General features: G+C 42.1%; 15 protein-coding genes and 1 pseudogene. 13 read left to right on the top strand and 3 right to left on the bottom strand.

The features are described 5' to 3' along the window. Nucleotides 1-162: 162 nt before the first annotated feature. Entirely contained in the window at nt 163-741 is a 579-nt protein-coding gene (locus ACFFAP_RS28425) for a Uma2 family endonuclease (RefSeq protein ID WP_375514368.1), read from the top strand. A 14-nt stretch (nt 742-755) separates the two neighbouring features. Here ACFFAP_RS28425 and ACFFAP_RS28420 read toward each other — a convergent pair whose 3' ends face one another. Next, on the bottom strand, nt 756-968 hold the full coding sequence (locus ACFFAP_RS28420; protein WP_099100324.1) for a XisI protein: 213 nt from the start codon (nt 966-968) through the stop codon (nt 756-758). A gap of 282 nt (nt 969-1250) precedes the next feature. Between ACFFAP_RS28420 and ACFFAP_RS28415 the strand changes: the two genes are divergently transcribed. Then, the gene (locus ACFFAP_RS28415; RefSeq protein WP_375514367.1) at nt 1251-2216 is read left to right on the top strand and encodes an NAD(P)-dependent alcohol dehydrogenase; all 966 of its coding nucleotides are present in this window, start codon (nt 1251-1253) and stop codon (nt 2214-2216) included. 154 nt (nt 2217-2370) lie between these two features. Here ACFFAP_RS28415 and ACFFAP_RS28410 read toward each other — a convergent pair whose 3' ends face one another. After that, nucleotides 2371-3975: a PQQ-dependent sugar dehydrogenase gene (locus ACFFAP_RS28410; RefSeq protein WP_375514366.1), complete on the bottom strand. Its 1605-nt coding sequence runs from the start codon at nt 3973-3975 to the stop codon at nt 2371-2373. Between the two features lie 161 nt (nt 3976-4136). On the opposite strand from ACFFAP_RS28410, the gene ACFFAP_RS28405 reads away from it, so the two are divergent. From ACFFAP_RS28405 to ACFFAP_RS28385, 5 genes and pseudogenes are all read left to right on the top strand, one after another. Next, nucleotides 4137-4337, top strand: coding sequence for a hypothetical protein (locus ACFFAP_RS28405; protein ID WP_375514365.1), 201 nt, complete (start codon nt 4137-4139; stop codon nt 4335-4337). Between the two features lie 310 nt (nt 4338-4647). Beyond that, a pseudogene (locus ACFFAP_RS28400) lies at nt 4648-5091 on the top strand (HNH endonuclease). Nucleotides 5092-5181: 90 nt separating this feature from the next. Next, entirely contained in the window at nt 5182-5658 is a 477-nt protein-coding gene (locus ACFFAP_RS28395; protein ID WP_375514364.1) for a hypothetical protein, read from the top strand. Between the two features lie 685 nt (nt 5659-6343). After that, on the top strand, nt 6344-6457 hold the full coding sequence (locus ACFFAP_RS28390; protein ID WP_375514369.1) for a DUF6888 family protein: 114 nt from the start codon (nt 6344-6346) through the stop codon (nt 6455-6457). Then, on the top strand, nt 6447-6680 hold the full coding sequence (locus ACFFAP_RS28385) for a DUF6887 family protein (RefSeq protein WP_375514363.1): 234 nt from the start codon (nt 6447-6449) through the stop codon (nt 6678-6680). The genes ACFFAP_RS28390 and ACFFAP_RS28385 overlap by 11 nt, the downstream gene beginning before the upstream one ends. A 443-nt stretch (nt 6681-7123) precedes the next feature. Here ACFFAP_RS28385 and ACFFAP_RS28380 read toward each other — a convergent pair whose 3' ends face one another. After that, the gene (locus tag ACFFAP_RS28380) at nt 7124-8470 is read right to left on the bottom strand and encodes an NAD(P)/FAD-dependent oxidoreductase (RefSeq protein WP_375514362.1); all 1347 of its coding nucleotides are present in this window, start codon (nt 8468-8470) and stop codon (nt 7124-7126) included. Nucleotides 8471-9337: 867 nt separating this feature from the next. On the opposite strand from ACFFAP_RS28380, the gene cysE reads away from it, so the two are divergent. From cysE to nifT, 6 genes are all read left to right on the top strand, one after another. Then, nucleotides 9338-10078 (top strand): serine O-acetyltransferase, encoded by a 741-nt coding sequence (gene cysE / locus ACFFAP_RS28375; RefSeq protein ID WP_375514361.1) that lies wholly within the window; start codon nt 9338-9340, stop codon nt 10076-10078. 171 nt (nt 10079-10249) lie between these two features. After that, nucleotides 10250-10495, top strand: a complete 246-nt coding sequence (locus ACFFAP_RS28370; protein WP_375514360.1) for an Asr1405/Asl0597 family protein — start codon at nt 10250-10252, stop codon at nt 10493-10495. A gap of 306 nt (nt 10496-10801) precedes the next feature. After that, nucleotides 10802-10999 (top strand): DUF2949 domain-containing protein, encoded by a 198-nt coding sequence (locus tag ACFFAP_RS28365; protein WP_375514359.1) that lies wholly within the window; start codon nt 10802-10804, stop codon nt 10997-10999. A gap of 371 nt (nt 11000-11370) precedes the next feature. Beyond that, nucleotides 11371-12501: a homocitrate synthase gene (gene nifV, locus ACFFAP_RS28360; RefSeq protein WP_375514358.1), complete on the top strand. Its 1131-nt coding sequence runs from the start codon at nt 11371-11373 to the stop codon at nt 12499-12501. Then, entirely contained in the window at nt 12491-12778 is a 288-nt protein-coding gene (locus ACFFAP_RS28355) for a nitrogen fixation protein NifZ (RefSeq protein ID WP_094327372.1), read from the top strand. The genes nifV and ACFFAP_RS28355 overlap by 11 nt, the downstream gene beginning before the upstream one ends. Beyond that, a complete protein-coding gene (gene nifT, locus ACFFAP_RS28350; RefSeq protein ID WP_298921155.1) occupies nt 12753-12956 on the top strand; it encodes a putative nitrogen fixation protein NifT in 204 nt (67 codons plus the stop codon). Before ACFFAP_RS28355 ends, nifT begins: the two co-directional genes overlap by 26 nt. The last annotated feature ends 69 nt before the right edge of the window (nt 12957-13025 follow it).

Raw genomic sequence — 13025 nt, 5'->3', positions numbered from 1 at the left:
ACTTGTGTTCTGAACGAAAGCACTTGTGTTCTGAACGAAAGCACTTGTGTGTCCACCGTAGCCGAGAACGAGAGAGAAATAGAAGTCTGACTTTTCACGATATCGTGAAAAGTTAGAGTGTCATTTAGCTACAATCAAACCAAGCGTAAAAAAATCTTAGTTATGATAGCCATCCCCCAACAGCCGCCAAAAATGACCGTTGAGGAATATCTGGAATGGGAACCTCAGCAAGACGTTCGCTATGAATATGCCAATGGCGAAGTATTTGCCATGACAGGCGGTACAATTCCCCATAACGACATTGCACTAAATCTCTACAGAGCTTTGTACCCTCATTTGCATTCCAAAGGTTGTCGAGTGAATGTGTTAGACGTAAAAATGCAACTCACTCCCCAGAGTCGCTACTATTATCCTGATGTTATTGTCAGTTGCGACCCTCAAGACCTCAATGCCCGCAAATTTATTCAACATCCCAAGCTAATTGCCGAAGTTCTTTCGCCTGGTACAAGTGCTAAAGATCGCGGTGAAAAATTTACTTATTATCTGACAATACCCAGTTTGCAAGAATATATCTTGATTGACTCGGAAAAAATCTCCGTTGAGCGTTACTGTCGGGGTGAGGGTAGGATGTGGCTTTACTATCCCTACACGGGTGGAGATATCATCACTCTATCGAGCATTGAATTTGAATGTCCGATTGAACTACTGTATGAAGATGTTGTATTTACCACTGAAGAATAAAGAGAATGCGCTCTTTAAGCAACTGCATAGCCAGTATAGGGTCTTAACTCCGGTGGACGAAAGCCAAGGACGATGTGTTCTTTAGGAATACCAGCCCGTTCTAAATCGGCGGCAATGCCTTCTTCAGTGCCATCCCGTTGAATCCAGATTTTGCCATCAATTAGGTCAATATGAACCAGACAGCCGTGAATGCGGCGATCGCGTAGCGTGCCGTAGGCATTCGCCATCCCAACCTATATCCATCCATAAATAGCGAGTCTCCTTCAAAGAGGCTGCGCCAACGCGGCTTTGATCAAACACCACTTCCGATTGAATATTGGCATAAGAATCAATACGCTTGGGTTAAGCATTTCTATCTTCTCTCGGTGTCCTCTAGGCCTCTGTGGTTCGTTAAAAACAAAGGATTTTAGCCTAACCCAAGCGTATTGTAGCCTGTCGTAGACATCGCTACACTGTATTCATAAGCTGTCTAAGTTCATTCACGAAAACAGGGTAGTAGGAGGAATGCGATGAAAGCAGTCGTTATCCGTCGGTATGGCGCGGCTGAAGTGTTGCAGTATGAAGATGTGGAGCAGCCGAAAATTGAGCCAACGCAGTTACTTGTGAAAATTCGTGCTAGTAGCGTTAATCCCATTGATTGGAAAATTCGTCAGGGGATGTTGAGTTTGATTACCGGCAGTAAATTTCCGAAGATTCTGGGGTTTGATGTGGCGGGAGAAGTTGTAGAGGTTGGCTCTGGTGTTACGCGCTTTAAGCCAGGAGATGCTATTTATGGCAGTACTAGCTTCCCTGGAGGAGGTTACGCGGAGTTTGCAGCCATCCCAGAAAACTTGGCGGTGCTTAAACCAACGAATCTAAACTATGAAGAAGCTGCTGCTGTGCCTTTAGCAGCGCTCACAGCTCTGCAAGCGCTGCGAGATCAAGGAAATATTCAAAAAGGACAAAATGTCTTGATTAATGGTGCTGCGGGCGGTGTAGGGACTTTTGCAGTGCAAATTACTAAGGCCTTAGGCGCACAGGTAACGGGAGTTAGCAGTACTAAAAATTTAGATTTGGTGAAATCTTTGGGAGCAGACCGCGTGATTGATTATACGCAGCAAGATTTTACCGAAGATACAGCACAGTATGACATTATCTTTGATGCAGTGGGTAAGCGATCGCTCTTTCAAACCAAAAGAGTCCTCAAATCCAACGGAGTTTACATCACCACCCTACCCAGTCCCGAAGTCTTGTTAGAAAGCGTCTTAACAGCGTTGCTTCCCGGTCAAAAAGCGAAATTCCTCTTTGAGAAACCTAACGCTAAAGACTTGCTTTTTCTCAAAGAATTGATTGAAACGGGTAAGATACGTGTGGTGATCGATCGCACATATCCCTTACAAGAACTAGCGGCGGCTCATGCTTATAGCGAAACTGGGCGTGCAGTAGGAAAAATTGCGATCGCGCAGCCCGTCGTAGACATCGCAGTTTCTAGTTGATTGCAGGACAATAAGCCAAAAGCAGCACAGGTGACTCAATTTGTGATTTTGGATAATAAAATTGTTCTCGCGTTTAAATTCATTTCCTCTGGGACTTTTTTAAATTTTGGATTTTAAATTATTCAATTCAAAATCCAAAATTCGTTGAGTGGTGCTACTTAACCTCTATAAACGATATTGAGTTATCTAAGTCAGCTCCAACAGATTTATAATCACCAGCACTAAACTCACGGCATCGACCACCAGTTTCATTTTGGCAGACACGTACTACTGTACCCGGCGGTACACTTAAGGAGCTAATAGCGTCATTACCAACAACCTTTAAGTCACCTTCGATCGCTTTGTATACTCCTGGACTTGCAGGAAAAGACTGGGAAACTCCAGCCAAATTAGGATCTCTGTAGACCTTAACCTGTTCTGGCGGCGTGTAGGAGAGCTTGTAAATAGTGCCTTTGTAGTCATCCGAAATTAACAAATTACCTTGCTGATCGACTACCATATCCACCGGTCGCCCCCAGACTTCTTGCGTTGTTGGAACTAGCCAACCATTGACTAAATCTATCTCCTGCCCTAGAGTCTTTGTGGTACTGTTCCAGGGAAAGTAAGCTATTCTGTAGCCTGTTTTCTTCTGTCGATTCCATGAACCATGCAGCGCCACTACTACCCCACTTGAGTACAGGCTGGGAAACTTGGTATTTTGTAAGAATGTTAGTCCCAAGGGAGCCGAATGGGCTTGAATACCCTTGCTAATCCTGTCTATTGCATTGCAATCAACACTTCCATTAGCATTGAACTGATAGTCGCGGTCAAATGGCATATTGTTGAAGCCAGTTGATGTATCAGGATTGGGGTTGCAGAATGGCCAACCGTAGTTACCGCCATCTCTGACTTGGGTGAACTCCTCTGGAGGGTGGTCGTCTACGTAAGAGGGGATAATCTTACCGTAATTGCCACTGCCATCGTTGAAGGGATAGCGGATCTCGTCTCGATTATTTACGGCTACCCAAAGGTCATTTGTGCCAGGTAAGAATGCTAATCCTTCGGCATTACGTAAACCTTGGGCAAAAAGTCGCTGATTGGTTCCATTAGCGTTGTATTGGTAAATCGCACCACGCCGTGGGGTACTGACAGTATCTTCCTTGCAGGCATTGCACGTAGAGGCGATCGACACGTATAGCTTGTGATTGGCATCAAGTGCGATATTTTTCAGTTCGTGACCATAAGCACCTTTGAGTTCTGAGGTGCTGTTGTCTGGTAAGCCAGTTACAACGATTTGGCGATTTTTGGCGATTCTATCTCCAGAGTTGTAGATGAAACGGTTAATTTGATGAGTCTCAGAGATATAAATGTATGTCGTGTTGTCAATCTTATGAAACACAATGTCGTGTGGTCTGCGTAGACCTGTCACGAAGTCAGAAATAATTGGGTCTTTGCTGCCATTTGGCCGGACAATTAACACTTTACCTGTACTAGGCTGTGATACTAAAAGATCCCCATTGGGAGCAACTGCCATAAAGCGAGCTGCATTGATTCGAGCATAAACAGAGACAGAGAAATTGGGCGGCACTTTTAAGTAACGGTTAATATTAAAGGGCGCATAGGTCATTGTACTAGGCACTTTCAGCTTAGTTTCAACAGACGCAGCAGGCGGTTGACCGATCGCTGCGGTGGTAAGAACCTCTAAGGACATCAGACTAACTAGCGATGTGGTTAGTATGCGTCCAAGTATCTGTGTTGGTTTTAGAGCAAATGCAACCATTTTGAACTTCCTTCTAGCCTTGTAGTGATTTATATTACACACAAACTCTTGACTAGCTGATTTTACCGAGAGTTTGCACAAAATTAACTCAGGGCTACCAGTTTTTTAAAAGACTTAAAATATCTTTATGTATACTTGTTTTTTTTACTTATCAAAAATGGGTGAACCGACAGTTACAAAGAAAGGCACAGCGATCGCTGTTTCAAACCAAAAAATTCCTCAAACTTAACGGAATTATCACCACCCTATCTACGCTTGAAACCATTGTACAGAGAGTCTTGACAGCGTTCCTTTCAGGTCACAAAGCCAAATTTGTGTTTGAAAAAACCAACGCTGAAGACTTGGTTTTTTTCAAAGAATGAATTGAATCTGGTAAAATTACTGTGGTGATTGATAGCACACATCCGCTTGGGATAACTGGCAACGGCTCATGGTGTAGCAAAAGTGAGTGTGCAGTGGGGAAATTGTGTTGGCGCAGCCCGCACTTCTCTACGAGACGCTGCGCGTAGCTTGCTTAAGAGCAGGGGTACGACAAGCTCAGTGACCATCGTAGACATCGCACTTAGCAATTGCTCTAAAAAACCAACACGAAACCTAATCCCCTAACCCCCTTACCGGCGTGGGAAGGGGGAAAATTCAAAGTCTCTCTCCAACCCTAAGTAAGTATTCAAAATGTCTCGTTCATATATTAATGTAGAACTGCGGCGTTTAGTTGCCGATCGCGCCGAGCATATTTGCGAGTATTGTCTCGTCTCTGAAGTATATAGATCATCGGGTTGTCAAGTTCACCATATAATCAGTGTCAAACACGGCGGCGCTACAACAGCAGATAATCTCTGCTATGGCTGTATTTTCTGTAACCTGCAAAAAGGGAGGGATTTAGGGTCAATTAATTGACAAACTGGCGAAATTGTGCGGTTTTTTAACCCACGCAGAGACTTTTGGGGTGAGCATTTTCGACTTGATGAGGCTGTAATTGTGCATCAAACAGACATCGGTGAAGTTACCGCACGTATCCTAGATTTTAACGGGGATGAAAGACTTGTAGAACGACAAGCTTTAATTGCATCTGGTCAGTATCCCTCAGCATCGGCGCTAAAACAGATAAATAAATAGGTTATGATGTGCGATCGCTCTTACCAATGGGAATTCTATATCTAGCAAAACTTGCTACTTCACCATTAGAACTGCCAAGGTAAATATACAATGTCCTATCAAAATATTGCAGCCACCCTTTCGCCACAAGATATCCAAGAAATTAAAGCCGCGCTACAGACAGTCCAAAAGAAGATGCCCTTTCTGATTACTCTCAGCACTGAAGAACGGCGTAAGTTAGTAAAAATGGGCGATAAAAGCCTAGCGTTTGTAAATAATAGCATCACTGCTGCTCAGTCTAACCGCGAAATCCTGCCAGCTACATTTGACGTTGAAGAACTTGTTCGGGATTATCAATTAGCCAGTGCGCTCACCGAACTTTTAATCTCAATGCAGCAACTCGCCGAACAGGTAGATGATACCCTAATGGCAGTCGGTAGTGAAGCTATGACTAGCAGTTTGACGGTTTATGACTACGTAAAGACAGCATCGAAAAAGACTCCAGGCTTAAAAACTGTCGCTGAACAGTTGGGCGAACGCTTTAAAGCTATCAAAGGTAGACCGACTAAAGCTGCGTCCGGTTCTTGATAAATTAATACTCGTTAATGAGCCTTTGAACTTCATTAATGAGCCTTTGATACTCATTAATGAGTCTTTGATACTCATTAATGAGCCTTTGAACTCCATTAATGAGCCTTTGATACTCATTAATGAGCCTTTGATACTCATTAATGAGTCTTTGATACTCATTAATGAGCCTTTGAACTCCATTAATGAGTCTTTGAACTCCATTAATGAGCCTTTGATACTCATTAATGAGTCTTTGAACTCCATTAATGAGTCTTTGAACTCCACTAATAAGTCTCGAAAATTGAAATGTTCGCCCTGGCGAAGGTCATTCGCACGCCAGTTGCTTCTTTTAGGGGGAGATGCTGCGCGTAGCTTGCTTAAGAGGAGGGGTATAAGTCGGAGAACCCATCCAACACACTGATATTAATTCAATTAGTGATTGCAACACATCCTTGGGTAAAGATGCGATGAATCGCGTCTCTACAGATGGTCTATTTGTCGTATTCTTTTTTCAAATTGGTATGACTTTGCTATACAGACAAAACCCAACTCCGTGGGTTTCAAATTCTTGAAGAGATTTTTTCACCCTGTAAGGCTTAATATTATTTGTGTCACAATTGGGGAAAACAATATATATCCTACAACTCGGCAAGCACTTATGTGCGTGACTATTTGCCAGTACTTGTCTAATTTCTACCGATAAATTCAGCTATTCCGTTTTAGTGACACAACTGGTAATGTATTTATTTTGGCAGGTGATGAACTGCAAATCCTTGTATTTCGTGATGGAACTTGGAGATTTGTAAATGAAACCTAATTTTGCAGAAATGTCTACAAAAGAATTGAGGGTCTATGTACTTGCTAATCGGGAAGATATAGAAGCGTTGGAAATCCTATTTAGTCGCCGTACTCCTGACTCAGAAGCAATTATATATCCGTCGATGTTTAGCGAAGATGGTAAACCTATAGAAGAGAATAATCGGATAATTGAAGAAGCGATCGCTCAGAGAGTTCAGCAAGAGAAGAATAATCAGAGTTAATAATCCAGTCTCTAGGGTAGCCGCCCGATTTTGATGGTGTTGTCCTCACTACCACTGACAAGGGTTTTGCCATCTGGGCTATATTTGGTTTTGTTGATATCTAGCCAGTTGCAGAGCGGGAACTGAACTCTGTTGAGCGCTGTATCAATTATGTAGAGCTATTCTACAGCACTCATTTGACAACTGGCATAGCTGGGACACCAGAAGCGGGAAGTTTTACCTTATCCCTCGTACAACTTCTTCGCTGTCCCGTTGTGTTGATATCTCCATTTAAACTGCAACTCGAAGTCATGATATGCCAAATTGCCAAAATCGCTGAGGGCGGTATCTCATCCCCATATTCTTTTCGTAGAACAGCAAATCTTCGCCCAAGTGCCACCACACGGCACTCATCACTTTAATAGCCCCTTGTTATCGTTGACTAATGCTGTGGATACCTGAAGTTACAGAGGTGTCACAGAAGGCTGTTGCACGCTATTGTTAACAGTTTTTGCTTCTACAATAGTTTCTCGACCTGTAATCAATCGAGAGCGACGATTACGAGTGATGTAATTCCACGCCCACTGAAATACAACTAGTAATTTGGTGTCAAACTCGATTAAAAAGTAGATGTGAACTAGTAGCCAAAATGCCCAAGCAAGGAAACCTGTGAGTTTAATGAAGCCTAAATCTACAACAGCTAAATTTTGCCCAATCATTGCCAAACTACCCACATCGTTGTAATGAAATTGTGGCAAAGTATGACCTTGAAGCCGTCGTCGAATTAGTTTACCTACATACTCTCCTTGTTGTTTAGCTACGGGTGCAACACCAGGTAAGACTTTACTCTCTTGGTGGGAGAAGTTAGCTAAATCTCCAATTACGAAAATGTTGTCATAACCTTCGATAGACAAGTCAGGTTCTACAATTACACGCCCAGAGTAATCGCACTCTACACCTGTACTTTCTGCTAAGACTTTCCCCATTGGGGAACCTTGGACACCTGCTGCCCACAATATAGTTTTTGAGGTAATTTCTATAAATTCATTGCCTTTCTTGAAAGTAACGATATCACCTTCAATATTTGTCACCCTGGTGTGAGTGTGGAGTTCGACACCCAACTTTTGCAAAGCTACTGCTGCTGATTTCGATAACTCTGGCGCAATGTGTGGGAGGATGCGAGGGCCCCCTTGTAATAGTAAAATTTTCGTTTCTGAAGTGTTGATGCTGCGGAAATCTTCTTTGAGAGTTTTGTGTGCTAATTCCGCGATCGCACCTGCTAATTCTACACCAGTCGGGCCACCCCCCACAATCACAAAAGTCAAGTAAGCACTGCGAATTTCTGGATTAGTTTCTTTTTCTGCTGCTTCAAATGCGCCAAATATCCGGCGACGCATTTCTATCGCATCTTCCACACTTTTCAAACCAGGAGCAACTTTTTCCCAGTTGTCCTTACCAAAATAGGAATGGTTAGCACCTGTGGCGACAATTAATGTATCATAAGGTACTACTTCATCACCCAAAAAAACTTGTTGCGCTTTTGGATCAATATGATTTACTTCTCCCAACAACACCTTTGTGTTCTTGCTTTTCTTAAATACAGATCGCAATGGTGCGGAAATATCAGAAGGTGATAGCGTACCTGTGGCAACTTGATATAAAAGCGGCTGAAATAGATGAAAGTTACGTTTATCAATGAGAGTAACATTTACATTCGCTGCATTCAGACCCTTTGCTGCATACAGTCCACCAAAGCCACCACCAATGATTACAACCTGATGTGGTGCATTATTATTAAGCGCAACTGCCATAAAAATATTTCCTTGTGTTAAGAACCTGTAACTATTCTTAACAAAAATCTAACAGCATTATGATAAAGGTTGCTGTTTATTTAGAACAATTGAAAAAATAATAAAAGTAGTAAAAGTTAGTTTTTACCCCTCAGTTTCGGATTGTCCTCAGCAAGAACTTGGCACACTTTGCCAATTTGGTAAGTATATTTCTCCATTATATAATTTACTGCACAAAGAAAAACCCTGTTGTTTTACTCAAAGTTTTATTCTATGACTCAATACGTTGCCAAACTAATTCAAAAACCTTTGAGACATCATTGCTGATAGTTGGAAGCAACTCGGCAAGCAGGTATATTTGCACTTATTGAAATGCTTTCCTTCAACACATCTATATAATAAGATATTCACTATGAGCGATAATTATATTTTGAAACGTATATATACATACAGACAGGAAATCCTAAAAGAAAATAAAGAAACCTGTTGTTCGCCTAACCAAATAATAAGATACTAATAGTAATAGGATATACAAAAAATTGAGTTTTATTCTCATCTAACTCATGTTTGAGTGCATCTGAGTACAGCTTAATATATTGCAAAATATTTTGATGTAATGTTTGCAAAGGCTTACAGGTAAAGTTTCTTGTAACGAGCACAGAAATTCTTAAACCTTGCCCCAAAAATACTAGTACCCCCATCATTAAACACTAGCGCCCCTAACCCAAGAAAAATTTTAAGTTTATCTTGAGTGGGGGTTTCGGCGTTTGAGTACAACCTTAATCAATCCAATAAATCCAATCAGTGTTGGGTTTTCTATCAAGTTGGAAGTCACCTGATATAAGCATAAAAATAGCAGATGACTCTTTTACCAGATAGACATTACCGATGCAACAGTCTTTAGACAGTATCAGCAATCCCCAGACTACCAAAACGCAGGATTCTGCACATACATCCCTGCTGAGAAATCTACTCTCTGGCGTTTTTTTTGAGCCATTATTGAGTGATTTTCGCATTATCTTTGAGCGCGACCCAGCAGCACGTAATTGGCTAGAAGTGGTGTTTTGCTACCCTGGATTGCACGCGCTATGTTTGCATCGTCTTGCTCACTGGTTACATGGTCGAGGAGTGGGTTTTATCCCCCGCTTAATTTCTCATTTGGGGCGATTTTTGACGGGAATTGAAATTCACCCAGGCGCAGAGATTGGTCAGGGCGTGTTTATCGACCACGGAATGGGTGTTGTGATTGGCGAAACTGCGATCGTGGGCGACTATACACTGATTTATCAGGGCGTTACCCTTGGCGGAACTGGTAAAGAAACTGGTAAGCGTCATCCCACAGTGGGCAAAAATGCAGTGATCGGGGCGGGCGCGAAAGTTTTAGGTAATCTGCAAATTGGCGATCGCGTCCGTATTGGTGCAGGTTCCGTTGTCTTGCAGAATGTCCCCAGCGATCGCACTGTTGTGGGAGTTCCCGCCCGAATTATTTCTCGGAACGAAAGCGCCAACCTTTCTCCTTTAGAACATGGAAAGCTACCCGATCTAGAAGCAACCGTGATTCGTTCTTTGCTCTCGCGCATAGAGCAACTCGAAAAACAACTGCAAACTTTAAAAGTCAAGAGTCATTAGTCATTAGTCATTGGTCACTTGTACTGAGCGTAGTCGTAAAGCCTGCGGCATAGCTACGCTTAGGGCGCAGCCTCTCCAAGAGTTGTATTAGTCATTGGTCATTAGCAAAGGACAAATGACAAATGACAAAGGACAACTGACAAAGGACAACTGACAAAGGATAAAGGACAAATGACAAATCACACTTTAGGCGATCAAGTTTTGCAGATTCCTTTGAGCGATCGCTGGCGAATCTATCACCGTCTGCAAGAGTTAAAAATTAAGAGCTACTGTCCCCCTGATGGTTCTTTACGAGTGCAAGTGAACAATTTGATCGAAGTAATTCTAATTCGCAGTACAGTTATGCAATTTCTTGCTTCTCGTCACGAATTATTAGAGTGGCTAGAGCGTTGTTGGCATTACAGTGATGAGTCATGAGTATTTATAAAAGACCTAATTCAGACACGATTAATCTTGAATTCATGACGAAATCACTGCACTTGATTCTTTTTGTTCATAGATGCATAAAGCTCGAATTGGTTTAGAAGTTGAAGCTACTGTACGCTAACATAATTTGTTGCAGACTGAGGGAGATTAACCGAGTTTTAGATTTTGTCCAGTCTGCTAAATCTAAAATTTTCCTGACAAGTAATCACAATTAAAAAGGCGAGATTACCAAACAAGACTGGAAGTTTATGATTTTTAATTCTTTTCCAAATTAAGAAATTGAAAGTTCAATCAATTATGGCGACTCGTAACATAAATATAAAACTCCTCAATTTTTTGCACAATGAACTTGAACTTTCAAATGCGGATATTGCTGTAGCTCTGCGACACCGGGAATTAGAAAATGGGCCACTACCGATGCTCCTCTGGCAGTATGGTTTAGTTGACTTGGAGCAGCTAGGAAAGATTTTTGACTGGCTAGCAGAACACAGTTAGCTAATTTGTAGCCTGTAGCTCTGAATAACATTACTTGCCTAAATTACACACCAATGCTCTAGAAAATTTGAGGTTACTAAGATGATTACATCCTTAATTGCTGGATTTTGTGTTTTACTTTGTTCAGGATTTGCTAATAGTTACATCAGTTCATTGCTAATCGAAGAAAATTCAACTGACATCGGTAAAAACGATTAGTAAATTATACATGCTTTTAGTTCCCTGCCATACAGATGTGATGCTACTAATCGGTCAATAATTAAGGATCATGTATCCTACATTATGAATTGTGATATTTTTAGCATTTGCCATCGCTGGGGATTGTAGAGAGAAAGGATATTAAGAATACTTCCAAGAGAGGGATATTTGCAATGAATCAAATCATAATTAATGACACTACATTACGTGATGGCGAACAAGCAGCAGGTGTTGCTTTTAACCTAGAAGAAAAAGTTGCGATCGCTAAATTTCTTGATGCCATTGGTATACCTGAATTAGAAGTCGGTATACCAGCAATGGGTGATGAAGAAACGCGGGCGATCGCAGCAATTTCTAAGTTAGGTTTACAAGCAAAACTCCTGGGCTGGAACCGTGCTGTCATCTCAGATATTAAGGCTTCTATCGCTTGCGGACTGAACCGGGTGCATATTGCCATTCCCGTCTCTGGTATCCAAATCGCTGCTAAATTCCACGGTCAATGGCGAGTAAGTTTGCAAAAACTCAAAGACTGTATCAGCTTCGCAGTTGATCAAGGTCTTTGGGTAGCAGTCGGCGGAGAAGATTCTTCCAGGGCTGATGAAAACTTCCTTTTAGATGTAGCGCTTTATGCCCAAGAATGGGGTGCGTCCCGGTTCCGCTTCTGCGACACAGTAGGAGTTCTCGATCCTTTCACCACCTACACCAAGGTCAAACGGTTGGTTTCAGCTTTGATGATTCCCCTAGAAATCCACACCCACAATGATTTTGGTATGGCAACAGCCAACGCTCTTGCAGGTATCAAAGCCGGAGCCTTATCAGTGAATACCACAGTCAACGGATTGGGTGAAAGGGCAGGAAATGCAGCTTTAGAAGAAGTTGTCATGGCTATCAAACGCATCTACGGCGTTGATTTGGGCATCGACACTCCTGGTTTGCTGGAACTGTCTCAACTAGTTGCAACCGCATCAGGAGCCGATGTACCACCTTGGAAAGCGATCGTTGGCGAAAATACCTTTGCTCACGAATCTGGGATCCATGCTCACGGAGTACTGCAAAACCCCATCACCTACGAACCATTTGCTCCTGAAGAAGTGGGTTGGGAACGGCGTTTAGTATTAGGCAAACATTCTGGACGGCATTTGGTTTCAAACTTGCTAGAACAGCATGGAATTTTCTTGAACTCGCAAGAAACCCAATCTGTTTTAGACGCAGTACGCCATCAATCAGTACAGAAAAAACGCAGCCTGACAACAGAAGAACTATTGGTTTTGGTCAGAGAACAGAGGTACTCTCATGCAACGTGATGAATTAGAGCTAAACTTGCCACCTGCTTTTGAAATTGGTGAAAAAGTCAGAGTTCGGAAACTGCTCAAGAACGATGGTACTTTTCCTGGTAAAGAAGTTGGGCAAGTTTTAGTGAACAAAGGGGATATCGGCTACATAGCGAGTATAGGCACATATTTGCAGACTTCCTATATTTATGCGGTGCATTTCTTGGAAACAGGATTCGTCGTCGGCTGTATGAAAAAAGAACTAGAATCTGTTGAGGAATCTCATGAAAGTAATGCTACGCATGAATGATGCCGGTACTTTAGTAGTCTACGTTGCTAAAAAAGACCTTGAAGAAGAAGTCGTCAAACAAACCGATGGAAATGATGGCAAGATTCTCACCTTAGCAAATGGTTGGGAATTGGAATTTCGTGATTTACCAGACACAGCAAATTTACCCCAAACTGTAGAAGCTAAACGCCTCTCGTAAAAGGACTGGGTACTGGGGACTAAATAAATATTTAGGAATATTTTCTCAGTACCCAATCCCCAATCCCCA

This window comes from uncultured Nostoc sp. (genome assembly GCF_964245575.1).
In the GTDB taxonomy this organism is placed as follows: domain Bacteria; phylum Cyanobacteriota; class Cyanobacteriia; order Cyanobacteriales; family Nostocaceae; genus Nostoc.
This window is presented reverse-complemented; position numbering and strand designations above follow the sequence as displayed.

What these genes read in the sequence shown, in the direction of transcription:
- ACFFAP_RS28410 (WP_375514366.1), bottom strand. Translation starts at nt 3,975, where the DNA reads ATGGTTGCATTTGCTCTAAAACCAACACAGATACTTGGACGCATACTA.
- nifT (WP_298921155.1), top strand. Translation starts at nt 12,753, where the DNA reads ATGAAAGTAATGCTACGCATGAATGATGCCGGTACTTTAGTAGTCTAC.
- ACFFAP_RS28370 (WP_375514360.1), top strand. Translation starts at nt 10,250, where the DNA reads ATGACAAATCACACTTTAGGCGATCAAGTTTTGCAGATTCCTTTGAGC.
- ACFFAP_RS28420 (WP_099100324.1), bottom strand. Translation starts at nt 968, where the DNA reads ATGGCGAATGCCTACGGCACGCTACGCGATCGCCGCATTCACGGCTGT.
- ACFFAP_RS28385 (WP_375514363.1), top strand. Translation starts at nt 6,447, where the DNA reads ATGAAACCTAATTTTGCAGAAATGTCTACAAAAGAATTGAGGGTCTAT.
- nifV (WP_375514358.1), top strand. Translation starts at nt 11,371, where the DNA reads ATGAATCAAATCATAATTAATGACACTACATTACGTGATGGCGAACAA.
- ACFFAP_RS28395 (WP_375514364.1), top strand. Translation starts at nt 5,182, where the DNA reads ATGTCCTATCAAAATATTGCAGCCACCCTTTCGCCACAAGATATCCAA.
- ACFFAP_RS28415 (WP_375514367.1), top strand. Translation starts at nt 1,251, where the DNA reads ATGAAAGCAGTCGTTATCCGTCGGTATGGCGCGGCTGAAGTGTTGCAG.
- ACFFAP_RS28365 (WP_375514359.1), top strand. Translation starts at nt 10,802, where the DNA reads ATGGCGACTCGTAACATAAATATAAAACTCCTCAATTTTTTGCACAAT.
- ACFFAP_RS28355 (WP_094327372.1), top strand. Translation starts at nt 12,491, where the DNA reads ATGCAACGTGATGAATTAGAGCTAAACTTGCCACCTGCTTTTGAAATT.
- cysE (WP_375514361.1), top strand. Translation starts at nt 9,338, where the DNA reads ATGCAACAGTCTTTAGACAGTATCAGCAATCCCCAGACTACCAAAACG.
- ACFFAP_RS28425 (WP_375514368.1), top strand. Translation starts at nt 163, where the DNA reads ATGATAGCCATCCCCCAACAGCCGCCAAAAATGACCGTTGAGGAATAT.
- ACFFAP_RS28380 (WP_375514362.1), bottom strand. Translation starts at nt 8,470, where the DNA reads ATGGCAGTTGCGCTTAATAATAATGCACCACATCAGGTTGTAATCATT.